The 22,360-nt window shown below is 71.2% G+C and carries 22 protein-coding genes; 13 read left to right on the top strand and 9 right to left on the bottom strand.

What is annotated here, in order from left to right; translation table 11 throughout:
- Positions 1-30: 30 nt before the first annotated feature.
- Entirely contained in the window at positions 31-1,149 is a 1,119-nt protein-coding gene (locus tag AB6V29_RS12570; RefSeq protein WP_369358999.1) for a zinc-binding alcohol dehydrogenase family protein, read from the top strand.
- A gap of 128 nt (positions 1,150-1,277) precedes the next feature.
- Entirely contained in the window at positions 1,278-2,159 is an 882-nt protein-coding gene (gene purU, locus AB6V29_RS12565) for a formyltetrahydrofolate deformylase (RefSeq protein WP_094735542.1), read from the top strand.
- Positions 2,160-2,363: 204 nt separating this feature from the next.
- Here purU and AB6V29_RS12560 read toward each other — a convergent pair whose 3' ends face one another.
- Both AB6V29_RS12560 and AB6V29_RS12555 read right to left on the bottom strand, forming a co-directional pair.
- Positions 2,364-3,254, bottom strand: coding sequence for an FHA domain-containing protein (locus tag AB6V29_RS12560; protein WP_369358996.1), 891 nt, complete (start codon positions 3,252-3,254; stop codon positions 2,364-2,366).
- A 14-nt stretch (positions 3,255-3,268) separates the two neighbouring features.
- Complete coding sequence (locus AB6V29_RS12555) at positions 3,269-3,544, bottom strand: hypothetical protein (protein WP_267788538.1); 276 nt, start codon at positions 3,542-3,544, stop codon at positions 3,269-3,271.
- Positions 3,545-3,698: 154 nt separating this feature from the next.
- On the opposite strand from AB6V29_RS12555, the gene AB6V29_RS12550 reads away from it, so the two are divergent.
- Positions 3,699-4,223, top strand: coding sequence for a helix-turn-helix domain-containing protein (locus AB6V29_RS12550; RefSeq protein ID WP_307313715.1), 525 nt, complete (start codon positions 3,699-3,701; stop codon positions 4,221-4,223).
- Complete coding sequence (locus AB6V29_RS12545) at positions 4,220-5,425, top strand: MFS transporter (RefSeq protein WP_267788542.1); 1,206 nt, start codon at positions 4,220-4,222, stop codon at positions 5,423-5,425. The genes AB6V29_RS12550 and AB6V29_RS12545 overlap by 4 nt, the downstream gene beginning before the upstream one ends.
- A 6-nt stretch (positions 5,426-5,431) precedes the next feature.
- Here AB6V29_RS12545 and AB6V29_RS12540 read toward each other — a convergent pair whose 3' ends face one another.
- Together AB6V29_RS12540 and AB6V29_RS12535 are read right to left on the bottom strand one after the other, a co-directional pair.
- Entirely contained in the window at positions 5,432-6,397 is a 966-nt protein-coding gene (locus tag AB6V29_RS12540) for a serine hydrolase (protein ID WP_307313719.1), read from the bottom strand.
- Positions 6,398-6,445: 48 nt separating this feature from the next.
- The gene (locus AB6V29_RS12535; RefSeq protein WP_369358993.1) at positions 6,446-8,425 is read right to left on the bottom strand and encodes a M13 family metallopeptidase; all 1,980 of its coding nucleotides are present in this window, start codon (positions 8,423-8,425) and stop codon (positions 6,446-6,448) included.
- 104 nt (positions 8,426-8,529) lie between these two features.
- Here AB6V29_RS12535 and AB6V29_RS12530 point away from each other — a divergent pair, with 104 nt between their 5' ends.
- Complete coding sequence (locus AB6V29_RS12530) at positions 8,530-9,858, top strand: MATE family efflux transporter (protein ID WP_267788548.1); 1,329 nt, start codon at positions 8,530-8,532, stop codon at positions 9,856-9,858.
- Positions 9,859-9,928: 70 nt separating this feature from the next.
- Here AB6V29_RS12530 and AB6V29_RS12525 read toward each other — a convergent pair whose 3' ends face one another.
- On the bottom strand, positions 9,929-11,173 hold the full coding sequence (locus tag AB6V29_RS12525) for a monooxygenase (protein WP_369358991.1): 1,245 nt from the start codon (positions 11,171-11,173) through the stop codon (positions 9,929-9,931).
- 212 nt (positions 11,174-11,385) lie between these two features.
- Positions 11,386-12,000 (bottom strand): TrmH family RNA methyltransferase, encoded by a 615-nt coding sequence (locus tag AB6V29_RS12520; RefSeq protein ID WP_369359116.1) that lies wholly within the window; start codon positions 11,998-12,000, stop codon positions 11,386-11,388.
- 316 nt (positions 12,001-12,316) lie between these two features.
- Between AB6V29_RS12520 and AB6V29_RS12515 the strand changes: the two genes are divergently transcribed.
- Both AB6V29_RS12515 and AB6V29_RS12510 read left to right on the top strand, forming a co-directional pair.
- A complete protein-coding gene (locus tag AB6V29_RS12515; protein ID WP_369358989.1) occupies positions 12,317-13,648 on the top strand; it encodes an Nramp family divalent metal transporter in 1,332 nt (443 codons plus the stop codon).
- Positions 13,649-13,657: 9 nt separating this feature from the next.
- Positions 13,658-14,293, top strand: a complete 636-nt coding sequence (locus AB6V29_RS12510) for a metal-dependent transcriptional regulator (protein ID WP_267788552.1) — start codon at positions 13,658-13,660, stop codon at positions 14,291-14,293.
- A 141-nt stretch (positions 14,294-14,434) separates the two neighbouring features.
- On the opposite strand, the gene AB6V29_RS12505 is transcribed toward AB6V29_RS12510, so the two are convergent.
- Positions 14,435-15,382: an SDR family NAD(P)-dependent oxidoreductase gene (locus tag AB6V29_RS12505; protein ID WP_369358987.1), complete on the bottom strand. Its 948-nt coding sequence runs from the start codon at positions 15,380-15,382 to the stop codon at positions 14,435-14,437.
- Positions 15,383-15,573: 191 nt separating this feature from the next.
- Here AB6V29_RS12505 and AB6V29_RS12500 point away from each other — a divergent pair, with 191 nt between their 5' ends.
- From AB6V29_RS12500 to AB6V29_RS12490, 3 genes are all read left to right on the top strand, one after another.
- Complete coding sequence (locus AB6V29_RS12500) at positions 15,574-15,744, top strand: CsbD family protein (protein ID WP_210075832.1); 171 nt, start codon at positions 15,574-15,576, stop codon at positions 15,742-15,744.
- 110 nt (positions 15,745-15,854) lie between these two features.
- Positions 15,855-16,685, top strand: coding sequence for an HAD-IIA family hydrolase (locus AB6V29_RS12495; protein WP_210075830.1), 831 nt, complete (start codon positions 15,855-15,857; stop codon positions 16,683-16,685).
- 18 nt (positions 16,686-16,703) lie between these two features.
- Positions 16,704-16,859 (top strand): hypothetical protein, encoded by a 156-nt coding sequence (locus tag AB6V29_RS12490; protein ID WP_267788554.1) that lies wholly within the window; start codon positions 16,704-16,706, stop codon positions 16,857-16,859.
- A 702-nt stretch (positions 16,860-17,561) separates the two neighbouring features.
- On the opposite strand, the gene pyrE is transcribed toward AB6V29_RS12490, so the two are convergent.
- The gene (pyrE, locus tag AB6V29_RS12485) at positions 17,562-18,140 is read right to left on the bottom strand and encodes an orotate phosphoribosyltransferase (protein WP_210076888.1); all 579 of its coding nucleotides are present in this window, start codon (positions 18,138-18,140) and stop codon (positions 17,562-17,564) included.
- A gap of 354 nt (positions 18,141-18,494) precedes the next feature.
- On the opposite strand from pyrE, the gene AB6V29_RS12480 reads away from it, so the two are divergent.
- The gene (locus AB6V29_RS12480) at positions 18,495-19,340 is read left to right on the top strand and encodes an exodeoxyribonuclease III (RefSeq protein ID WP_369358985.1); all 846 of its coding nucleotides are present in this window, start codon (positions 18,495-18,497) and stop codon (positions 19,338-19,340) included.
- A 259-nt stretch (positions 19,341-19,599) separates the two neighbouring features.
- Here the strand turns inward: AB6V29_RS12480 and AB6V29_RS12475 are convergent, their stop codons facing one another.
- Positions 19,600-20,172, bottom strand: coding sequence for an NADPH-dependent FMN reductase (locus AB6V29_RS12475; RefSeq protein ID WP_369358983.1), 573 nt, complete (start codon positions 20,170-20,172; stop codon positions 19,600-19,602).
- A gap of 144 nt (positions 20,173-20,316) precedes the next feature.
- Here AB6V29_RS12475 and AB6V29_RS12470 point away from each other — a divergent pair, with 144 nt between their 5' ends.
- Positions 20,317-21,576 (top strand): sensor histidine kinase, encoded by a 1,260-nt coding sequence (locus tag AB6V29_RS12470; RefSeq protein WP_307313737.1) that lies wholly within the window; start codon positions 20,317-20,319, stop codon positions 21,574-21,576.
- Positions 21,569-22,246 carry a response regulator transcription factor gene (locus AB6V29_RS12465; protein WP_267788561.1) on the top strand — a complete coding sequence of 226 codons (678 nt, stop codon included), beginning with the start codon at positions 21,569-21,571 and terminating at the stop codon, positions 22,244-22,246. The genes AB6V29_RS12470 and AB6V29_RS12465 overlap by 8 nt, the downstream gene beginning before the upstream one ends.
- The last annotated feature ends 114 nt before the right edge of the window (positions 22,247-22,360 follow it).

The raw sequence follows: 22,360 nt of genomic DNA, 5'->3' as shown, positions 1-22,360 counted from the left end.
ACTCCGTGTCATCGCACGAAAGGTGCCCCCATGCCCGTCCACGCCGCAGCGACACTCCCCGCCCCTCGCACCGCGCTCAGCCCCGCCACCCTCGAGACCCCGATGCCGGCCGCCGACGAGGTGCTCGTGCGCGTGAGCGCGGTGGCGATCAACCCCGTCGACTGGGTCATCCAGGGCACCGGTCGCGTCACCTATCGGTGGCTGCGCACCCCCGCCGTCCTGGGCTCCGACGTGGCGGGCGAGGTCGTCGCGGTCGGCGCGGACGTGACGCGATTCCACGTCGGACAGCGCGTCTTCGGACTCGCGACCGGCACCGACCGCGGGAGGGATCCGCTCCGCGAGGGGGCCTTCCAGGACTACACGACCCTGCTCGAGCGCCTCACGGCCCCGACCCCCGAGAATCTCTCCGACGAGGAGGCCGCCGTCTTCCCGCTCGGCCTCTCCACGGCCGCTTGCGCCCTGTTCCAGCCGCAGCATCTCGGACTCCGGATGCCGGGTGACCCGGCGTCAGCTGCCGAGAACGGCGTCGTGGTGATCTGGGGCGGATCCACCAGCGTGGGCATGAACGCCATCCAACTGGCGCGCGCAGCCGGCTACGACGTGGTGACCACGGCATCCGGGAAGAACGCCGAGACCGTGCGCTCGCTCGGCGCGGGGGACGTCGTCGATCATCGCTCCCCCTCGGCGGTGGACGACCTCGTCGCGGCCGTGGCCGGACGCTCCGTCGTCGGCGCCGTCGCTCTCGGCGCGGGTTCGACCGACGCGTGCCTCGAGGTGCTGTCGCGGACGGGTGGGAAGCGGCTGGCCATGGCCAGCACGCCGATCTCGCTCGACTCCCTCGTCGGGAGCCGCCGCCTGTTCCCGGCCATGCTGCCGGTCTTCGCTCGCATCGGGCTCGGGACGGTGCGTTCGAACCTGCGCGCCCGGCGCCTCGGCATCCGCGCGGGTTTCGTCTGGGGCAGCAGCCTGCGCGACGACGCCATGGGTCCGCGCCTCTGGGGCGAGGTGGTGCCGCGGATGCTGGCCGAGGGGGCCCTGCGCCCGGCGCCGGCGCCGCTCGTCGTCGGGGAGGGCCTCGGCGCGCTGCAGGACGCTCTCGATCGGCAGCGCGCGGGCGTCTCGGCGCAGAAGGTGGTCGTGCGTCTCTGAGTCCGCGGGGCGGGCACCTCGGTCTCACCGTCGCCCGAGCGGGACGGGCGGCCTCGGCCCTCCGAGCGCGGGCAGACCGCTCCGCACCCGTGGTCGGAGACGCCACCCGCGCACGGCAGAATGGTCCGATGGTCTCCGCGAGCCCCCACCTGCAGCCCGATCACGCGTGCCTCATCGTCCACGGCAGCGACACCCCCGGCATCATCGCCGCGGTGTCGGCGCTTATCGCCCGTCAGGGCGGCAACATCGTCGCCTTCGACCAGTACTCCGACGACCCTCGCGGAGGCGCGTACTTCCAGCGGGTCGTGTTCCACCGCCCGAACCTGTCGGTGGCTCTGCCCGACATCGAGGCCGATCTCGCGAAGACCCTCGGCGAGGGCTTCGAGCTCGAATGGACGCTCACCGACCTGTCGACGCCGAAGCGCATGGCGATCCTCGCGTCGAAGCAGGACCACTGCCTTCTCGACCTGCTCTGGCGCCACCGCCGCGGCGACCTGCCGGTGAGCATCCCCATGGTCGTGTCGAACCACACCACGGCCGCCGAGGACGTGCGCTCGTTCGGTGTGCCCTTCTTCCACGTGCCCTCGACGCCCGGTCCCGACAAGTCGGAGTCCGAGGCCCGCATCCTCGAGCTGCTCGTGGGCAACGTCGACTTCGTCGTGCTGGCGCGCTACATGCAGATCCTCTCGCCGGACTTCCTCGACAAGATCGGCGTGCCGGTCATCAACATCCACCACTCGTTCCTGCCGGCCTTCATCGGCGCGGAGCCGTACAAGAAGGCGAAGGAGCGCGGCGTCAAGCTCATCGGCGCGACCTCGCACTACGTCACGAGCGATCTCGACGAGGGCCCGATCATCGAGCAGGACACCGTCCGCGTGACGCACGCCGACTCGTCCGCCGAGCTCGCGCGTCGCGGCGCCGACGTCGAGCGCCAGGTGCTCTCTCGGGCCGTGCTCTGGCACGCCGAGGACCGCATCATCCGCCACGGCAACCACACGATCGTCTTCTAGACCCCGGATGCCGCGCCCTGGCGGCCACGCGCCGTGCGGCTCCCGTGAGCACGGCCGGGCGTGTGCCCCTCCGCCGACGCGAGAAGCCCCTGACCACCGCGAGACGGCATCTCGCTGACATCTCGGTTGCACGCTGCAACGGTTTCGTCAGCGAAATGCCGTCTCGACGCCGAAGGGGCCCGCGGGACGACCGGCGCGTGAGCGCTACTCCGGATCGGTCGCCCGACTGAGTGGACCCGAGCCGCCGCGCGGCGGCTGCTTGCGCTGATCCGAGAGCTCGCCGCCCTGGCGGCCCCCGTACGGTCGGCCGTGGTCGGCGAACTCGGCGCGGAAGTACGCCAGTCGCCAGTCACCCAGCTCGATGCGCGCGCCCGTGCGCAGGATGCGACCGCCGCCGGAACGCCCCGGGCCCTGTTCTCGCGCCCCGCCGCCCCCGACCGCGTCGAAGCCGTAGAGCACGTACTCGTCGTCGCCCTCGTGCCGGATCTCGGCGTGTACCGGCGCGAGCCCCGGCAGGCGCAGGTCTGCGCCCTCGCCCGACCCGATGACCGTCGTGGTCGGCAGCAGGTCGAACTCGCGCGGGCGCGAGCCGTCCCACGTCGCGTCGCCCACCGCGAAGATCAGGCGCGGGCGGCCGGATCCGGGCGTGTAGTGCGTCGTCGTGATGCGCCGTCGCACCGTGCGATTGACCGTCGGCACCAGCGGCAGCGGCGTCTCGGGCGGGATCGGGAACGTCAACGCCCGCCCTTTGTTGCGGCGGGTGAGCAGCGGCGCGACCGCCCCCACCGACCCCAGCCGGATGTGGCGCGACCCGGTGATCGCCCGCTGAAGAGCACTCTTCTTCACGTCCCCGAGGTGCAGGATCGGCCCGTCCGGGCCCTCGAGCCTCACGGAGATGCCTCGGGATGCCAGGGCGTCGGCCACCGTGGACAGCTCGGCGAGTGTGCGTCGGCCGTTGCCGGGCAGCCGCGAGGGGTCGCTCACGACGATGCGCACCTCGGTGCCCGCGGCCGTGATCGTACCCTCGAACGGCGGGGTGTCGGCATCCTGTCCCTCGTGCTCCGAGAAGGCGAGGTCGATGTCGAGGCGCACCATGACGGCGCCGCCCCTCAGTTGCCGCGGTACGGGTCGGACCCGGCCGCGGTGTCGTCGCTCGTGGTGACGCGGAGGGTGCCGTTGAGCTTCCAGGTCGCACGGGGAGCGTCGGGGCCGATGTCGCGCGGCACCTCGACGGTCATGTCGACGAACGAGTAGTTCACGGCGGCGCCGCGACCGGTCAGGTACGACCACATCTCGCGGCCGAGGTCGGTCCAGTCGGTGATGGAGTGCGCCTCGGGCCCGGTGGAACTGGCGAACGGATCGCTCGCGGGGGTGGTGTCCGACATGGCTTCGGTCCCTTCTTTCGCTTCGAGGCCACCAGCGTCCCAGCGGGTCGGGGCGCGACAGCGGGGATTGCGCTCGGGCGCGAGGTGCGGGACCATCTGCCCGACCCCCAAAGAGACGTTTGACGGTCGCGGTCGGACGCGCCACGATGGCGGGATGTCCCGGATCGACGAGCTGCGCGCGACCGCGCACCCCCTGCGCCTGCGCCTGCTGTCGCTGCTCACCGGCGCGGCGATGAGCGCCGCCGAGGCCGGGCGCGAACTCGGCGTCTCGCAGGCGTCGGCCAGTTACCACCTGCGCGTACTCGAGCGGGCGGGTCTGATCCGCGTCGTCGAGGTGGTGCGGCTGCGCGGCGGAGAGGCACGGCGATACCGCCACGAGAGCTCGTCCCGACGATACGATCCCGACGCTCACACCGGCGAGCGCTCGCCCGAGAGCGAAGAGGAGTACGTCGAAGCGCTGATCGACGAGCTCCGGCGCCGCGCACGCGCCCGGATCGATGGGCCGGCTCTGACCGCGGATGCCGAGCTCTGGGTCGACCCGCAGGTCTGGGCCCGCATCGTCCGGCACATCGGCGAGGCATCGGCTCTCCTGCATGCCGCGGCCCGACCTCCGCGGACCGCCGGGACGCGACCGGTGTCGATGACGACCGCCCTCTTCCCGCTCCGGCACCCCCGATGACCGGTCCCCTCGCCCACGCGCCGTTCCGCTGGCTGCTCGCCGCACGCACCACGGCGATCATCGGCAACGCCGTCGCACCCATCGCCCTCGCCTTCGCCGTGCTCGATCTGACCGGGTCGGCCGCCGACCTGGGTCTCGTCGTGGCCGCCCGCTCGGTCGCGAACGTCGCGATGCTGCTCTTCGGCGGCGTGCTCGCCGACCGCCTCCCCCGCGGGGCGGTACTGGTGGGATCCTCCCTGGCGGCCGCCGCCACCCAGGGCACGATCGCCGTGCTCGTGCTCACCGGAACCGCCGGCATCCCGATCCTCATCCTGCTCAGCGTCGTGAACGGCGCCGTCGCGGCGGTGAGCCTTCCGGCGGCGGCCGCCCTCGTCCCCGACACCGTTCCGGTCGCCCTGCTGCGGCCGGCGAACGCTCTGCTGCGTCTCGGTCTGAACGGCGGCGGCATCGTCGGCGCCTCCGTCGGTGCGGTGGTGGTCGCCGCGGTCGGGCCCGGGTGGGGCCTGGCGATGGACGCTGCGGCTTTCGCCGTCGCGGCGGTGTTCTTCACCCGCCTGCGCCTTCCCGCGAGAACGGATGCCGTCGACCCCGGCGCGGCGGCATCGGTCTGGGCCGACCTGCGCGGGGGGTGGCGCGAGTTCGCGAGCCGCCGGTGGATCTGGATCGTCGTGCTGCAGTTCGCCGTGCTCAACGCCGCGTTCGTCGGGGCCACCACCGTGCTCGGCCCTCTCGTGGCCGACGAGACCTTCGGTCGCGGCGGATGGGGACTCGTCGTCGCTGCACAGACCGCCGGTCTCGCGGTGGGCGCCGTGATCGCCCTGCGATGGCGCCCGCGCCACGCCCTCGGTCTCGGCGTCGCGGGCATGGCATTGGTCGCCCTTCCGGTCGCGGTCCTCGCGGTGCAACCGACGCTCGCGCTCCTCGTGGGCGCGTTCGCCGTCGGAGGGGCCGCGATCGAGCTGTTCGCGATCGCATGGGATCAGTCGCTGCAGACGCAGGTTCCGCGCGAGGCGCTGTCGCGCGTGTACTCGTACGACATGGTCGGATCGTTCGTGGCGGTCCCGCTCGGGGAGATCCTGGTCGGGCCCCTGGCGCACGAGCTCGGAGCGACCCCCGTGCTTCTCGGGTGCGCGGCGATCATCGTGCTGGCGACGGTGTTCGCGGCCTGCTCGCGCAGCGTGTGGCGCGTGCGAACCGCCTGATCACCCTCAGTACACGTACTCCATCAGTTCGACGCCGAGCACGCGGAAGGCGTCGTGCGCACGCAGGCGGTGGGCGATCGAGAGGTCGTCGAAGTTCACGATCAGCGCGTACGAGATTCCGGCGCGGGGTCCGCCGAGCACCCCCGCCTCGGCGCGGACACCCGGGGCACGCCCGGTCTTGTTGATGAACAGCAGCCCGTGCTGGTCGTTCTCGTGCGCGAAAGGATCGAGGCCGGTGGCGGATGCCACGAGCGACAGGTCGTGGTTCAGACTCAGCCACTCCGCGACCTGCGCGCTGACCTGCGGCGAGACGATCGTGGAGTTCACGAGCCCCGCGAACACCTGCGCCATCTCGCGAGCCGTCGACAGTGCCAGGTGGGGGGCGTCGTCGGGGCCGCGGTCGTCGCGGAAACGGTCGAGCAGGGCCGTGCGGCGAAGCCGCAGCTGCTCGACGCGCGCCCGCACCGATTGCAGGCCCACCCGGTGCAGCAGGGCATTGACGGCGAGGGCGTCGCCGGAGGAAGCCGCGAGCACCGCCACGTCGGCGAGGGGCAGTGCCGGGGCCTTCAGGTGCTGCCAGACCCCGCCATGAGCCGCGCCGTGGACGGTCGCCCGATCGATGATCTCGAGCGGGTCGAGACGGCCGGACTCGAACGACGCCGCGGCCTCGATGAGCAACGGAACGACACCGAGGCCGCCGACGGGAAGAGTGACGAAGTCGTCGCCCGCCAGCACCTCCGTCGAGCCCCCGTCGAGGTCGTCGATGCGCACCGACACCTTGGCGCCCGACGAGGCGAGCTCGTCGAGGGAGCGGAGGGTCGCCGTAAACGACCGACGCCCCGCGGCGGCGCGACGCGGCAGACGTTTCGGTCCCTTGCGTCCGGCTCCGCGGAGGGCCGGGGCGTCGCGACGAGACGACTCCACCGGCCCGCCGACGGGGTCGGGCGGGGCGGACTCGGGAACCGGGGGCATGCCCACGAGCGTGGCTCCTTCCGCGTCAGAAGAGCAACAAACAGGACCTCACCAAATGGTGACGCGCTGGTCGGCGTCGAGCCAGAGGGCATCGCCCTCGGTCACCTCGAACGCGTCGTAGAACGCGTCGATGTTACGCACGATCTGGTTGCAACGGAACTCGTTCGGCGAGTGCGGGTCGATCGTGAGCAGGCGGATGGTCTCGGCATCCCGACCCTTCTGCTGCCAGATCTGCGCCCAGCTGAGCAGCAACCGCTGGATTCCGGTGTACCCGTCCACGACCGGTCCGTTCAGATCGGTCTCGCCCTGGCTCTCGAGGAACAGGCGGTACGCGGCGATCGCGATGCCGAGCCCTCCGAGATCGCCGATGTTTTCGCCGATGGTGAGGGCGCCGTTGACGTGGTGCTCCTCGCTCAGCCCCTGGGGGACGAGCGCTTCGTACTGGGCGATCAGGGCCTTGGTGCGCTCCTCGAACGCCGAGCGATCGGCATCCGTCCACCAGTCGCGAAGCGACCCGTCGGCGTCGAAACGGCTGCCCTGATCGTCGAAGCCGTGCCCGATCTCGTGTCCGATGACCGCGCCGATCCCGCCGTAGTTGGCCGCGGCGTCACGGTCGGCGTCGAAGAAGGGGTATTGCAGGATGGCCGCGGGGAACACGATCTCGTTCATGAGCGGGTTGTAGTACGCGTTGACCGTCTGCGGGGTCATGTACCACTCGTCACGGTCGATCGGCTGGCCGACCTTGGCGAGCTGACGGTCGTGCTCCCACACGTGCGCCCGGCGGACGTTGCCCACGAGGTCGTCGGCGGTGATCTCGAGCTCGGAGTAGTCCTTCCAGCGGACCGGGTAACCGATCTTCGGCACGAAGGTATCGAGCTTGGCGAGGGCGCGCTCGCGCGTCTCGTCCGTCATCCACGACAGGCTCTGGATCGAGCGGCGGTACGCCTCGATGAGGTTGGCGACGAGTCCGTCCATCGCGTCCTTCGCCGCGGGCTGGAAGTGGCGCTCGACGTAGACCTTTCCGATCGCCTCGCCCAGCGCCGCTTCGACGAGGCTGACGCCGCGCTTCCAGCGCTCGCGGTTGACGGGGACGCCGGTGAGCTGCGTGCCGTAGAACGCGAAGTTCTCGGCGACGAAGGCCTCGGAGAGGAAGGCGGCGGCCGCGTGCACGACCTTGAATCGCAGCCAGGCCTTCCAGTCGTCGAGGCGCTCCTCCACAAGCAGGGCGCCGAGCGACTCGATGAAGCTCGGCTGATAGACGACGACCTCGGCGAGCGCCTCGTCGTGCCCCGGGGCGACCCCCGCGCGCCACGGCTCGAGGTCGATCCCCGCGAGGGCGAGGGTGTCGTCCCACGTCTTCAGGTTGTAGGTCTTCACCGAGTCGCGGCTGTCTTCGCGCGACCAGTGGTGCGCGGCGATGTCGGTCTCGAGGGCGAAAGTGCGATCGGCGGATGCCGCGGCCTCGGCGACTCCGGCGAGCTCCAGGATCCGCTCGATGTGCGCACGGTAGGCGGTCCGCGTCTCTTCGAAGTTGTCGAGACGGTAGTAGCTCTCGTCGGGCAGCGAGATGCCGCCCTGGTAGACGACGGGCACGTAGCGGGTCGGGTCGCCCGGATCGGGCTCGACGAAGAGCGTCAGCAGGCCGCTGATCCCGTCGCGCTCGAGCTCGCCGATGAGCCGGAGCAGGGAGGGGATGTTGGCGACGCCGTCGACACGGTCGAGCTGCGCGGCGAGCGGCTCGCGACCGGCGGCCTCGATGCGGTCGGTGTCCATGAAGCTGGCGAACAGGTCGCCGATCTTGCGGGCTTCGCTGCCCGGCTCGGCATCCTGCGACTCCTGGACGATGGTGCGCACGTCCGCCTCGGCCTGCTCGGCGATGAGGTGGAACGAGCCCCAACGGGCCTTGTCGTCGGGGATCTCGGTGCGCTCGAGCCAGCTGCCGTTCACGTGGCGGAACAGGTCGTCCTGAGGGCGGATCTCGTCGCTGAGCTCGTCGAGCGCGAGACCGGAGCGGGGGGTGTCGGTCATGGAGACAGGATATGTGTCCGATATGCATGCGGGCTCGAAACGGCCCGAGCCCCTCGCAGGTGCGCCGCCGCGGCGGTGTCGGAGGCCCGCCCTAGGCTCGGACCGTGACGACCCCGCAGCCCGCGACGCTGAACCGCTCGATCCTGCGGCTCGCTCTGCCGGCCCTGGGCGCGCTCGTCGCGGAACCGCTGTTCCTCATCGTCGACGCCGCGATGGTGGGCCACCTCGGTGTCGCTCCCCTCGCGGGCCTCGGGATCGCCGGGGCCGTGCTGCAGACGATCGTCGGGCTCATGGTGTTCCTGGCGTACTCGACGACGCCCGCGGTTGCGCGGCGCTACGGTGCGGGCGAGTACGGCCGGGCCGTGCGCGTCGGGATCGACGGCATGTGGCTCGCGCTCTGCCTGGGTGCCCTCCTGGCCGCAGCCGGCTCTCTCGCGACCCCCGGGATCGTCGACCTCTTCGGCGCCGCGCCCGATGTCGCCGAGAACGCGCGCACCTATCTCGCGATCTCGATGTGGGGTCTGCCCGCCATGCTCGTGGTGTTCGCCGCCACCGGCCTGTTGCGCGGCATGCAGAACACGGTCACTCCGCTCTGGATCGCCGGCCTCGGCTTCGGCGCCAACGCGCTGCTCAACGCGCTGTTCATCTACGGCTTCGGATGGGGCATCGCGGGTTCGGCGATCGGCACGGTCGTGGCGCAGTGGGGAATGGTCGGCGCCTACGTGCTCGTCGCGCGGCGGCTGGCGCAGGTGCACACGGCATCCCTCGGGTTCCAGCGCGAGAGCCTCGGCAGCACCGTCCGCTCGGGCGGGTGGCTCTTCCTGCGCACGGTCAGCCTTCGCGCGGCGTTCCTGGCCACGGTCGCCGTGGCGACGGGGCTCGGCTCGGCCGAGCTCGCCGGATGGCAGATCGCCTTCACCATCTTCTCGACGGCGGCGTTCGCCCTCGACGCCCTCGCGATCGCGGCCCAAGCGCTGATCGGCAGCTCCCTGGGCGCCGGCGACACCGACGCGGTCGGCCGGGTGCTCTCGCGCACGAGCGCCTGGGGCATCTGGTTCGGCGTCGCGGTGGGGGCGGTGCTCGCCGCCGCCTCGGGCGTCATCGGCCTGATCTTCACGGGCGATGCCGAGATCGCCGCGCTCATCCAACCGGCGCTGCTGGTGCTCGCCGTCGCACAGCCCCTGGCCGGGTTCGTCTTCGTGCTCGACGGCGTGCTGATCGGGGCCGGCGATGCACGCTACCTCGCTCTGGCGGGACTGTTGAACCTCGTGCCCTACGCGCCGGCGCTCGTGCTGGTGGCGCTGTTCGCCGGCGGTGGGGCCGTCGGTCTGGCGTGGCTGGCGGCGGCGTTCTTCGGCGTCTACATGGTGGCGCGGGCGCTCACCCTCGGACTGCGGGTGCGCGGGCGGCGCTGGATGACGGCAGGCGCCTGACGTCCTGTGGCCGGCCCCGGCCTCGACGGAGCGCGGGGCGGGACGCCGGTGGGCGCCCCGCCCCCGGAAATCACGTGTACCAGGTGGGGACCGGCACCTGATAGAGCAGCACGTACTCGCCGACCTCGCGCTTCTTGTAGGCGATGGGGTCGTGCAGGCTGTGCGTACGGAGGTTGCGCCAGAAGATGTCGAGGCCGACGGCGTTCGACGTCGCGCGAGCCCCGGTGAGCTCGTAGACCTTCGAGGCCACTTCGAGACCGTCATCGACGATCCGCAGCTTTCCGGCGGCGATGCGCACCGCGATCTCTCCGCGACGGTGCTCGGTCAGCTCCTCGCGCGGAGCGTGCAGGACGGCGCTGATCTCGGCGCCCACCGCGTCGAGCAGCGCTTCGTCTGCCCACAGCTTCGACTGCAGCGTCCCGTACCCCTCGAGCAGGTACCACTCGTCGGTCGCGCGCTGCTTGTCGTCTCCGCCGTACGGCCACGGCCGGGTGCGGTGGCGCGTGTACGCCGCGGCGGTCTCGAGGGCTCCCTGTGCGATGCCGAGGTAGAAGTTCGCGAAGACGAGCTGGATGGCCGGCACATTGAGGGTGTTATAGACGAGCGGCTGGAACTGCTTGTCGACGAAGCCCGCGGCATCCGCCCACGGCACCCGGACGTCGCGGATCTCGACCGACCCCGACTCGGTGAGGCGCTGGCCGAGGTTGTCCCAGTCGCCGGCGAAGACGATGCCCTCCTGCGCGGTGGGGACGATGGCGAAGATATGGGTGTCGGTGCCCTCGAGCACGCCCTCGAGCACCGTCAGGTCGGAGACACGGCCGCCGGTCGAGAACGACTTGTGCCCCGAGAAGATCAGATCGTCGCCGTCTTCGCGGATGACGAGGTCGGAGTCGCGCGGGTTGACCGCCCCGCCGAAGAGAAAGGCGTTCGAGGTGTACAGCGCCTCGACCGCGGCGATCTGGGCGTCGGTCGCCACGAGCCGAGCCGCCCACGCCCACAGGTAGTGGTAGCCGAGCAGCTGGCCGATCGAGCCGTCGCCGCGGGCCACCGCGCGGATGACCTTGTACGCCGTTTCCCACGTCTCGCCGGCGCCGCCGTGCGCGCGGGGGCCGAGCAGCGTGACCAGGCCCGATGCCTTGAGGAGCGCGACCTCGGTGAACGGGGGTTGATTCGCCCGATCGCGCTCGACCGCGTCGACGGCGAGGATGTCGGCCACCTCGCGGGCGCGCGCGATCCAGCCGGCGCTATCGTGTGGAGCGGGTGCGTCCCGCCAGCGGTCCGCCAGGTCCGTCGTCGCTGAATCCGTGGTCGTCATGGTCATTCCTTCCAGGAGTGTGATTCGGTGTCGCGTCCTTCACCGGCTGCCACCGGCGAAGAACAGGCTGCGCGACTCGCGGCGGGGCGCTTCCTCCTCCCCGCGGGTCTTGCAACCGGGTGCCGTCAGTAAACAACCGTCTCGCCGCCGAGCGGCAGCGCGTTACCGACAAAGACCCCGCGTTTCACACGGTGGCGTCACGAAGGCGCAGCTCACGCCCAGCGACGGCACCACTCGTACATGATCACGGCGGCGGCCGACGCGGCGTTGATCGAGCGCGTGGAACCGTACTGGGTGATCTCGACCACGCCGGTGGCCGCCTCGATCGCCTCGGGCGACAGCCCGGGCCCCTCCTGACCGAACAGCAGCACGCACGCTTCCGGGAGCTCGGCCCGGTCGACCGGCACCGACCCCTCGACGTTGTCGACGGCGATCACCGGGAGTCCCGCCTCGCGCGCCCAGGCGGTGAAGGCGGCGACGTCTTCGTGGTGACGGACGTGCTGGTAGCGATCGGTGACCATGGCGCCGCGACGGTTCCAGCGGCGCTTGCCCACGATGTGCACCTCGGCCGCGAGGAACGCGTTCGCACTGCGCACGATGGAGCCGATGTTGAGGTCGTGCTGCCAGTTCTCGATCGCGACGTGGAACGGATGCCGCTTGACGTCGAGGTCGGCCACGATCGCGTCCATGCTCCAGTAGCGGTAGACGTCGACGACGTTGCGCGTGTCGCCGTTCTCGAGCAGCTCGCGGTCGTAACGCGGGTCGTCGGGCCAGGCGTCCGGGCCGCCGGGCCAGGGACCGACGCCGTGCGCGGGTGCCGCAGCCACGTCGTCCGGCCGCGGCGCCGGATCGTCGGCATGCGCGGATCGGGGCTCGGCGGCGTCGGTCGGCGCCGGCGCGGTCTCGTCGGCATGCGTCACGTCCTCAGGCTACCCGCGCGCTGCGCGCCGCCCCGTGATGGGCACCCTCCCCCGCGGACAGGCCGCCCACCGCGACGCACTCTCGTCCGCCGCGGGTCGAGGGCACGGGCGCGAGGCCGCGCGTCGTACCGGCCGCGTCCGGGACCGCCTCGCGCCCGACGGGTGATCGCCGCACCCGTCGTCGCCACTTTTCGGTTGCCCGAAATATTGCTACGGTTTCGGGATGCCGAAAAATATGGATGCCGTGGATCGCCGCCACACATCCGGGCGCGCACTCTGGCTGCTCGGACCGGCCATGGTCGCCGGCGTCGCCTACCTCGATCCGGGCAACGTCGCGAGCAACATGACCGCGGGCGCGACTTTCGGCTACCTGCTCGTCTGGGTCGTGGTGCTCGGCAATGTCATGGCCTGGTTGATCCAGTACCTCTCCGCGAAGCTCGGCATCGTCACGGGCGAGAGCCTCCCGCAGGCGCTCGGGCACCGCATCCGCCGACCCTGGGCGCGTCGTGCGTACTGGCTGCAGGCGGAGCTCGTCGCGATGGCCACCGATGTCGCCGAGGTCATCGGCGGTGCCGTCGCTCTGCATCTGCTCTTCGGCATCCCCCTGGTGTGGGGCGGGGCGATCACGGGGGTCATCTCGATGTGCCTCCTGCTCGTGCAGACACGGCGCGGAGCACGGGCCTTCGAGACGGTGCTCATCGGGCTGCTGCTGATCATCGCCGTCGGCTTCACCTTCGGGCTGTTCTTCGCCCCGCCCGAGCCCGCCGGGGTCATCGCTGGTCTCGTTCCGCGGTTCGAGGGCAGCACCTCCGTCCTGCTGGCCGCCTCGATCCTGGGCGCGACGATCATGCCGCACGCGATCTACGCGCACTCCGCCCTCGCCCGCGATCGCTTCGCACCCGCGGGGGCCGATCCGGCCACGCGCGGCGACGGCACCCACCCCCTCGCCGACGCGACCGCCCAGACCCGCGCCGATGCCCTCGCCGAAGCCCGAGGCATCTCGACCCCGCGCCTGCTGCGAGCGACCCGGTGGGACGTCACGATCGCCCTCGCCGTCGCCGGTACCGTCAACCTCGCGATCCTGCTGCTCGCCGCCGCGAACCTCGCCGGGGTCGAGGGCACCGACAGCCTCGAAGGCGCGTACGCGGCTCTGCGCGCGGGACTGGGCCCGCTCGTGGCCACCCTGTTCGCGGTGGGTCTGCTCGCCAGCGGTCTCGCCTCGACCTCGGTCGGCGCCTACGCCGGCGCCGAGATCATGCAGGGGCTCCTGCACGCGCGCATCCCCCTGCTCGCCCGCCGGCTCGTCACTCTCGTCCCCGCGCTGGTGATCCTCGCCCTCGGCGTCGACCCCACCCTCGCGCTCGTGCTCAGCCAGGTCGTGCTGTCGTTCGGCATCCCGTTCGCACTCGTCCCGCTCGTGGCCCTGACCCGTCGACGCGATGTGCTCGGCGACTATCGCAACCGCGCGGCGACCACGGCGGCCGGGGTGCTGGCATCCGTGTTCCTCATCGCCCTCAACGCCCTGCTCCTGTGGTTGGTCTTCACCGGCGGTTAGGCTGACGCTGTGGAATCGCCCGTGGCCGACGACTATCTCAAGGCGATCTACCACCACACCGAGTGGCAGGACAGCCCGATCACGCCCTCGCAGCTCGCGAGCGTGCTGGGCCTGGCCCCCTCGAGCGTGACAGAGATGGTCAAGAAGCTCGCCGCGCAGGGTCTGGTCACGCATCGGCCGTACGGACCGGTGTCGCTGACCCCCGCGGGCGGATTCCGGGCTGCGGGCGTGATCCGCCGGCACCGCCTCATCGAGACCTGGCTCGTACGCGAGTTCGACTACTCGTGGGACGAGGTGCACGACGAAGCCGAGGTGCTCGAGCACTCCCTGAGCGACCGCCTGCTCGAGGGAATCGACGAGCGACTCGGCCGCCCGCGTTTCGATCCCCACGGAGACGCGATCCCGGATGCCGACGGCTCGGTGCACCGCGAACCCTTCGTGCTCCTCGCCGAGGCGTCGGCCGGACACGCCGGACGCGTTCTTCGCGTGAGCGACCGCGACCCCGAACTGTTGCGGGCGCTCGTCGAGAACGGCATCGATGTCGGGCACGAGCTCGAAGTGCTCAGCGACGACGTCGTGCGCGCCGACGGCGTCGAGGTGACGCTGCCGGCCGGCGCGGGCAGTTCGGTCTGGCTCACGCGCTGAGAGTCGGGGGCTCGCCCGGCGTGCGCCGTCGACCGCTCGCGCGAGCTGCGGCCGGTGCGCGGGAGGGGATCCGGCGAGTAGAGGACCCTCGTGAGGTTCTCCCTCGGTCCTCCTCCGCTCAGCGGTGGCGCGAGGCCGGATTCAGGATGCCGCGCGCCGAGCCCGATCGAAGGGCCAGCGCACGTGCGTCGCCGTCTCGCACGCGCGCCACAGGTCGGCACCGAGCTCGCTGCCCCGCGTCCGGCGGGCCGGGGTCGCCACGCGCGGGGCTCCGCGGGCGACGAGCGCCGGTCCGTACATCGCGCCGCCCTCGGCGTACGGGTCGACGAGAGCGCGGACGAGGGCCCAGGCGCCCTGCTCCTTGGACTGGGTGATCGGCGCCTGCAGGTTGTCGAGGAAGCGCGTGAGCCGACTCGGCTCGTTGACGCCGCGCACGCCACGCGTGCGGCCGCTCGTCGAGTAGCCGGGGTGGGCCACGAGGCTCTGGATCGGAACGCCGTGGGCGAGAAGCCTCTTCTGCGCTTCGAGGGCCAACGCGGTCGTCGCGGCCTTCGACTGCACGTAGGCGCGCCACGGCGAGTATCCCTCGTGCAGCTCGGGATCGGTGGGTACGTGCCGCCAGAGCGACGTCGACATGCTGCCCACCCAGACCATGCGGCCGCGGGCAGCGGCGAGGGGTTTGAGCAGCTCGCCGGCCAGGGCGAAGTGGCCCAGCACGTTCGTGGCGAAGACGAGCTCGTGGCCGCCGGCGGTTTGGCGCTCCTTCGGCGGGTGGACGATGCCGGCGTTCAGAAGGAGCCCGTCGAGCCGCCCGCGCGCGCGGGCCGTGGCGGCAGCGGCACGCACCGAGCCCATGTTGCTGGTGTCGAGCAGAAGCGTCTCGATGCTGGCATCCGGAGTCGAACGCTTGATGGCCGCCTTGGCCGCGGACATCTTGTTGGGGTTTCGGCCGGTGAGCAGCACGTGGGCGCCGGCGGCGGCGAGTTGCTCGCACGCGAAGAAGCCGAGCCCGCGAGTGGCGCCCGTGACGAGATAGGACCGCCCGGAGAGGTTCGGGAGGTTCTCGGGGTCCCATTCGGTTCGCGTCACCTTTCGACCCTAACGAGATCGGGCGCGTCCGTCACGGGTGCATTCCGTGAACGGAATACCCGCGGCGAGAAGTTTTTCGCGACGTCGCGTGACGAATCGCGCTCGGGGTGCGTCTCATCGGTGAGCAACCCGCTCCGTCGCGACGAGATCCCCTCGCCGCCGACGCCGAAACGACGAAGAGGAGTCAGATCATGGGTCTCGACGACAAGATCAAGAACGCCGCTCAGGACATCGTGGGCAAGGCGAAGGAAGCGATCGGCAACGCCACCGACAACGACAAGCTCGCCGCCGAGGGCAAGGCCGACCAGGTCAAGGCCGACGCGAAGAAGGCCGGCGAAGACGTGAAGGACACCTTCAAGTAAGTCGGCATCCGCGGTCGGGCGGGCCACGACTTTCGGTCGGGCCCGCCCACGCTCGTCCGCGCAGCACCACCCCTGGGAGCGTGTCGGTGGCCGGGTCTAGGCTGGGCCTTATGCGGACCCGAGGCGATATCGAGTGCTGGCTGACCGACATGGACGGCGTCCTCGTCCATGAGAACACGCCCATCGCCGGGGCGTCCGAACTGCTCGCACAGTGGCGGGCCGAGGGAACCCCATTCCTCGTGCTGACGAACAACTCCATCTACACTCCGCGTGACCTCAGTGCCCGACTCCGGGCGTCCGGTCTCGTCGTGCCCGAGTCCTCGATCTGGACCTCGGCTCTGGCCACCGCCGACTTCCTCCGGTCGCAGATGCCCGGCGGATCCGCCTTCGTCATCGGCGAGGCCGGGCTCACCACCGCCCTGCACGAGGCGGGCTTCATCATGACCGAGACCACGCCCGACTACGTCGTCGTGGGCGAGACCCGCAATTACTCCTTCGAAGCGATCACGAAGGCGATCCGCTTCATCCGCGGGGGCGCCCGCTTCATCGCCACGAACCCGGATGCCACGGGCCCCTCTACCGAGGGCGTGCTGCCCGCGACCGGAGCCATCGCCGCACTCATCACCAAGGCCACGGGCAAGGAGCCGTACATCGTCGGCAAGCCGAACCCGATGATGTTCCGCTCGGCCCTCAACCGCATCGGTGCGCACAGCGAGAACACCGGCATGATCGGCGACCGTATGGACACCGACATCGTGGCCGGCATCGAAGCCGGGCTGCACACCGTGCTCGTCATGACCGGCATCAGCGACCAGCGAGAGATCGAGCGCTACCCCTTCCGCCCCGACGAGATTCTCGGCTCGGTCGCCGAGCTCGTGCGCCAGGAGCCCCTCGAGTCCGACCTCGCCGATGGTGAGGAAGGCCTCGAAGCGGGTCTCTGACCCCGACGAGGAGACACCATGGACGACCGTACGCTCTGGCTGATCGTCGCCTTCTTCATCACGGCGGGAACGCTCGTGGCCTTCATCGTGCAGTGGCGCCGTTCGCGGCGCGGCGGCGGGCGGCGAGACCCGTTCGACGGGCCGGGCGACGGGTCGGGAGACGGGTCGGCCTGAGGCGGGCCGGGCTGAGGCGTGCCGGGCGACGGGCCGGCCTGAGACGGGTCGGGCTGAGGCGGGTCGGCCTGAGGCGGGTCGGGCTGAGGCGGGTCGGCCTGAGGCGGGTCGGCCTGAGGCGGGTCGGCCTGAGGCGGGTCGGCCTGAGGCGGGTCGGCCTGAGGCGGGTCATACTGAGGCGGGTCCGGCGCGGGGCGCGCCGACGCGGTCGGCGGCTACGCGCTGGCTGGGCGCCGGGGTGCCGGCATCCGCCATCCCCGTCACCAGAACAGGGGATGCCACCAGAACAGGACGAAACCCCACGAAACGCCCTGTTCTCGTCGCACCGCCCTGTTCTCGTAACAGCGCGGCGACGCACCCGGCGGCTGCACCCCGGCCGGGCGCCCAAGAGCCGGCATCCGCCACCCCGTCACCAGAACAGGAGACGCCACCAGAACAGGACGAAACCCCACGAAACGCCCTGTTCTCGTCGCACCACCCTGTCCTCGTAACAACGCGGCGACGCCCCGACGCACCCCGGCGGCTGCACCCCGGCCGGGCGCCCAAGAGCCGGCATCCGCCACCCCGTCACCAGAACAGGAGACGCCACCAAAACAGGACGAAACCCCACGAAACGCCCTGTTCTCGTCGCATCACCCTGTTCTCGTAACAGCGCGTCGACCCACCGACGCACCAGCCGAGGGTCCGGCGGAGCGGGACTGCTTACTGCGGGGCGAGGCCCAGGTCGTCGAGGTCGATGGATCCCAGCCACTGCAGGCCCTCGGCCTCGATCGCTGCCTGCGCTCCGGTCTTGCGGTCGACGATGACGGCGACGGCGACGACCTCGGCACCCGCGCGGCGCAGCGCCTCGACGGCCTTGAGGGCGGACTGGCCGGTGGTCGAGGTGTCTTCGACGACGACGACGCGCTTGCCCTCGACATCGGCGCCCTCGATCTGGCGACCGCGGCCGTGGTCCTTGGGCTCTTTGCGCACGACGAACGCGTCGAGCGGGGTTCCGGCGTGCACCGACTCGTGCATGACGGCGTTGGCGATGGGGTCGGCGCCGAGCGTGAGCCCGCCGACGGCCACGACGCCGTCGAGGTCCTTCACGAGGTCCAGCACCAGACGGCCGATCGCGGGGGCGGCGCGGTGGTCGAGGGTGAGCTTGCGCATGTCGACGTAGTACGTCGCCTTCTTGCCGCTCGAGAGGGTGAAGTCGCCGTGGAACACCGCCTCGTCCTTGATGAGGCCGATGAGGGCCTGACGGTCGGCTTCGAGCTCGGGCGTGGAGGCGGTGGTCACGGCGTCGATTCTATTGCCCTGCCCCGCCGCGGACCGGGCCACTGCGGGGCGCGGGTCTGCGGCATCCGTCGTGCGGAGATTTCCCCCGACACTCCGCCCCTGCTGCGGCGAACCCGGCGCGCCGCCCGCGCACTCCGCACGACGGCCCACCAACCGACCCGGCGCGCCGCCCGCGCACTCCGCACGACGGCCCACCAACCGACCCGGCGCGCCGCCCGCCGTCCCGCGGAGTTCGGCCCCGGCACGCCGCCCCATCGGCGACCCGAACGGCATGTCGGCCACCGACTCCGCGCGACGGGCCGCGACCGTCTCGCCCGCACGGCGATGTCGGCGCACGAAAGTAGGCTGGATGCCATGCGCCTGGCCACCTGGAACGTCAACTCCGTCCGCGCCCGCGTCACCCGCACCGTCGAGTTCTGCGTGCGCGAGCACATCGACGTGCTGGCGATGCAGGAGATCAAGTGCAAGACGGAGCAGTTCCCGTACGCCGCCTTCGAGGAGGCCGGTTACCACGTCGCCGCGCACGGACTGAACCAGTGGAACGGCGTCGCGATCGCGAGCCGTGAGCCGCTCGAGGACGTCGAGATCGGCTTCCCCGGCATGCCCGGGTTCGAGAAGGGCAAAGAGGGGCCCGACCTCCCGCAGGAGGCCCGCGCGATCGGCGCCACCGTCAACGGCGTCCGCGTGTGGAGCCTGTACGTGCCCAACGGTCGCGGGCTCGACGACCCGCACTTCACCTACAAGCTCGACTGGCTCGACAAGCTGCGGCAGTACACGGCCGACACCCTCGCGGCCGACCCCGACCTGCCTCTCGCGCTGACCGGTGACTTCAACATCGCCCCGACCGACGACGACAACGGCGACCCGACGATCGTGCAGGGTGCGAGCACGCACGTCTCGCCGGTCGAGCGGGCGGCCTTCGCCGCGTTCGAGACGGCGGGGCTCACCGACGTGGTGCGACCGCTCATCCCCACCGGCTATACCTACTGGGACTACAAGCAGCTGCGCTTCCCGCGCAACGAGGGTCTGCGCATCGACTTCATCCTCGGCTCGCGCGCCTTCGCCGACGCCGTCCACGGCGCCGAGATCCATCGCAACGAACGCAAGGGCGAGGTCCCCAGCGACCACGTCCCCGTCGTCGCCGACCTCGAGCTGTCGGACGCCGACGACGATGACGACCTGCCGATGATCTTCGGCTGAACGCCGAGGTCGCGGCATCCGGAGACATTCACCCGCTCAGGTGGGCCGATCGGCGTGCCCGCGAGGCACCGGACTCGAACCCACGGCAACAGATTCGGAGCTCAGGCGCCGGATGGCCCGCGTCCGTTGCATCCACCCGATTCTGCGGGGCCGCCGCGGTACCCGATCCCCTCGAGAACGCATGGTGCGCGCGAAGAGTGCACCCCGCAACGCACGACGGCGGGGCCGGAGCGAACCCCGACCCCGCCGTGCGGGAGCGTCAGACCGAGGGGACCTCGGCGGGAGCGGTGCGCTCGACCAGCGTCACCAGCGCCTCGATGATCGAGCGGAGGAACGCGGCGGTCCCCTCGTCGGTGACGGTGCCGTCCTCTTCGAACAGGCCGGGGGTGGACTGGATGTACCCCTCGGGCTGGCCGAGCACGAGGGCGTTGTAGTGCAGGAGCACTGCACGCAGGTGCTGCTGGCCCGCGGCCGTGGCGATGCCGCCCTGCGAGGTGCCGATGACGGCGGTGGGCTTGTCGTTGAACGACGCCTCGCCGTAGGGGCGCGCCGACCAGTCGAGGGCGTTCTTGAGCACGCCGGGGATCGACCGGCTGTACTCGGGGGTCACGATGAAGACGCCGTCGGCATCCTCGATCGCCTTCTTGAACTCCGTCGCGACCTCGGGGAAGTTCCCGTCGTAGTCGGGCGAGTAGAAGGGCAGGTCCTTGATCGGGATCTCCTTCAGGGTCACGCCCTCGGGGGCGACCTTCTCGAGTGCCTTCGCCAGACGGCGGTTGATCGAGGTGCTGGAGATGCTGCCGACGATGTAGCCGATCGTGTAGTCGGTCACGATGATCCTCTTTCTGGACGACGGGGGCGCCGAGCGCCCTGATTCATTCACGTGCAAGCATCACGGTCGAACCTGTATTCCCCCTCCTCTTGACTCCGCCGTGCGGGGGATGCAGGTGTCGGCGGTCGCCTCTAGCGTGGAGGGATGCCACGGATCACGCGCGCGCAACAGCGGAACGACATCGTGCTCGCGGTCGTGCTGCTGCTCGGCGGGTTGCTCAGCGCGGTGTTGTCGTCGGTGTCGGGCCTCTACGGCGACAAGCAGGCCTCGCTCGCCCTCGCGGTGGGCTACGTGTTCGTGCTCGCCGCCCCCATCGCGTTGCGTCGGCGCTGGCCGTCGGTGGTGGCCGTGATCGTGTCGTTCGCGTACTTCCTCGCCGTGACCCTCCGCATCCCCGAGATCTACGCCGGGAACATCGCCATGTTCATCGCGCTGTACACGGTCGGCGCGTGGGAGACGAGCCGCCGCCGCGCGACGATCGTGCGCGTCGCCATCATCGTGGGGATGTTCGCCTGGTTGTTCGTGGTGATGTTCCAAGACGCCACGCAACCGGTGGAGGGGATCACCGGAGGCGCGTTCTCGCGCGCCGGCGCCTTCTCGCCGTTCGTCGCCTACCAACTGCTGATGATCGGGATTAACGCCCTCTTCTTCGGGGGTGCCTATTACTTCGGCGACCGTTCGCACCAGCAGATGCGAGAGCGCGCGGCCCTCGAGGAACGCACCGCCGAGCTCGAGACCGAGCGCGAGGTGACCGCGGCACAGGCCGTCGCCCTCGACCGCGTTCGTATCGCGCGCGAACTGCACGACGTCGTCGCCCACCACGTCTCGCTCATGGGGGTCCAGGCGGGGGTCGCCCGGTCGCTCCTGACGCGTGACCCCGACGCCGCTCGCGAAACCCTGGCGAGCGTCGAGAGTTCCGCGCGTGCCTCGCTGCACGAGCTGCGCCAGCTTCTCGAGACCCTGCGCACGCCCGACGGCGACGCCGCCCCCCAGACCGCGCCCACCACCCACGGGCTGACTTCGATCCAGGCCCTCGTCGACGACGCCACCGCCGCGGGGCTCCCTTCGACCTTTACCGTCGTCGGCGATCCCGCGTGCGATCCCCCTCCCCTCGTGCAGGTGAACCTGTACCGCATCGCGCAGGAGGCGCTGACGAACGCGCGCCGCCACGCGGGGCCGGATGCCAGCGCGGACGTGCGCCTGAGGTTCGAGACGGATGCCGTCGAGCTTGAGATCTCGAACACGGGACGCCGCGGTTCGTCGACGCCGGGGCTCGGGCAGCTCGGCATGCGCGAGCGCGCGGCCGTCTCGGGCGGGACGATCGAGATCGGGCCGCGCTCGCGCGGCGGCTACCTCGTGCGCGTGCGCGTGCCCCTCACACCGGCGGGGGTGGCACATGTCTGAGGTGCGCGTGCTGCTGGTCGACGACCACGCCATGATGCGCGCCGGCTTCCGCACGATCCTGTCGCTCGAGCCCGACATCGAGGTCGTGGGCGAGGCGGCATCCGGGCTCGAGGCACTCGCGGCGGCGGCGCGCCTGCGGCCCGACGTGATCTGCATGGATGTGCAGATGCCCGGCATGGACGGCCTCGAAGCCACTCGCCAGCTGACCGCCGACCCCGCCTCCGACGCGGCGGTGCTCATCGTCACGACCTTCGATCGCGACGACTACCTCTTCTCGGCCTTGGCCGCCGGGGCCAGCGGGTTCCTGCTCAAGAACGCGGGCCCGGAAGAGCTCGTCTCGGCGGTGCGCATCGTCGGGGCCGGAGACGCGCTGCTCGCACCCGAGGTTACGCGCCGGGTCATCGAGCGCTTCGCCTCGCAGGGTGCCGAGGTGCCGGCATCCACTTCCTCCGAGACGATCGAGCCGCTGCGTCTGACCGAGCCTCTCACCGAGCGCGAGAGCGAAGTGCTGCGGCTGGTGGCCGAGGCGCTCAGCAACGCCGAGATCGCCGCACGCCTGTTCATCGGCGAGGCGACGGTCAAGACGCACGTGTCGAACCTGCTGCAGAAGCTCGGCGCGCGCGACCGCGTGCAGGCCGTGGTGCTGGCCCACCGGCACGGTCTGGCCTGACGGCGGCGCGGGCGCCCGCCGGGCCGGGGCCGGTCGGGTTGGGCGCCGCGCCCGAACCGCCGCGCCCACCGGGCCGCCGCGCCCGCGGGGCCGGGCGCCGTACCGCCGCCACCG

It is taken from the genome of Microbacterium sp. 20-116, from assembly GCF_041079415.1.
Taxonomy (GTDB): Bacteria; Actinomycetota; Actinomycetes; order Actinomycetales; family Microbacteriaceae; genus Microbacterium.
This window is presented reverse-complemented; position numbering and strand designations above follow the sequence as displayed.

Bases quoted from the DNA above. Each gene is read 5' to 3' on its own strand.
- AB6V29_RS12535 (WP_369358993.1), bottom strand. From the start codon at position 8,425: ATGACCGACACCCCCCGCTCCGGTCTCGCGCTCGACGAGCTCAGCGAC.
- AB6V29_RS12570 (WP_369358999.1), top strand. From the start codon at position 31: ATGCCCGTCCACGCCGCAGCGACACTCCCCGCCCCTCGCACCGCGCTC.
- AB6V29_RS12560 (WP_369358996.1), bottom strand. From the start codon at position 3,254: ATGGTGCGCCTCGACATCGACCTCGCCTTCTCGGAGCACGAGGGACAG.
- AB6V29_RS12540 (WP_307313719.1), bottom strand. From the start codon at position 6,397: ATGCCCCCGGTTCCCGAGTCCGCCCCGCCCGACCCCGTCGGCGGGCCG.
- AB6V29_RS12495 (WP_210075830.1), top strand. From the start codon at position 15,855: ATGCGGACCCGAGGCGATATCGAGTGCTGGCTGACCGACATGGACGGC.
- AB6V29_RS12525 (WP_369358991.1), bottom strand. From the start codon at position 11,173: ATGACGACCACGGATTCAGCGACGACGGACCTGGCGGACCGCTGGCGG.
- AB6V29_RS12500 (WP_210075832.1), top strand. From the start codon at position 15,574: ATGGGTCTCGACGACAAGATCAAGAACGCCGCTCAGGACATCGTGGGC.
- AB6V29_RS12545 (WP_267788542.1), top strand. From the start codon at position 4,220: ATGACCGGTCCCCTCGCCCACGCGCCGTTCCGCTGGCTGCTCGCCGCA.
- AB6V29_RS12515 (WP_369358989.1), top strand. From the start codon at position 12,317: ATGCCGAAAAATATGGATGCCGTGGATCGCCGCCACACATCCGGGCGC.
- AB6V29_RS12465 (WP_267788561.1), top strand. From the start codon at position 21,569: ATGTCTGAGGTGCGCGTGCTGCTGGTCGACGACCACGCCATGATGCGC.
- AB6V29_RS12470 (WP_307313737.1), top strand. From the start codon at position 20,317: ATGCCACGGATCACGCGCGCGCAACAGCGGAACGACATCGTGCTCGCG.
- AB6V29_RS12555 (WP_267788538.1), bottom strand. From the start codon at position 3,544: ATGTCGGACACCACCCCCGCGAGCGATCCGTTCGCCAGTTCCACCGGG.
- AB6V29_RS12480 (WP_369358985.1), top strand. From the start codon at position 18,495: ATGCGCCTGGCCACCTGGAACGTCAACTCCGTCCGCGCCCGCGTCACC.
- purU (WP_094735542.1), top strand. From the start codon at position 1,278: ATGGTCTCCGCGAGCCCCCACCTGCAGCCCGATCACGCGTGCCTCATC.
- AB6V29_RS12550 (WP_307313715.1), top strand. From the start codon at position 3,699: ATGTCCCGGATCGACGAGCTGCGCGCGACCGCGCACCCCCTGCGCCTG.
- AB6V29_RS12490 (WP_267788554.1), top strand. From the start codon at position 16,704: ATGGACGACCGTACGCTCTGGCTGATCGTCGCCTTCTTCATCACGGCG.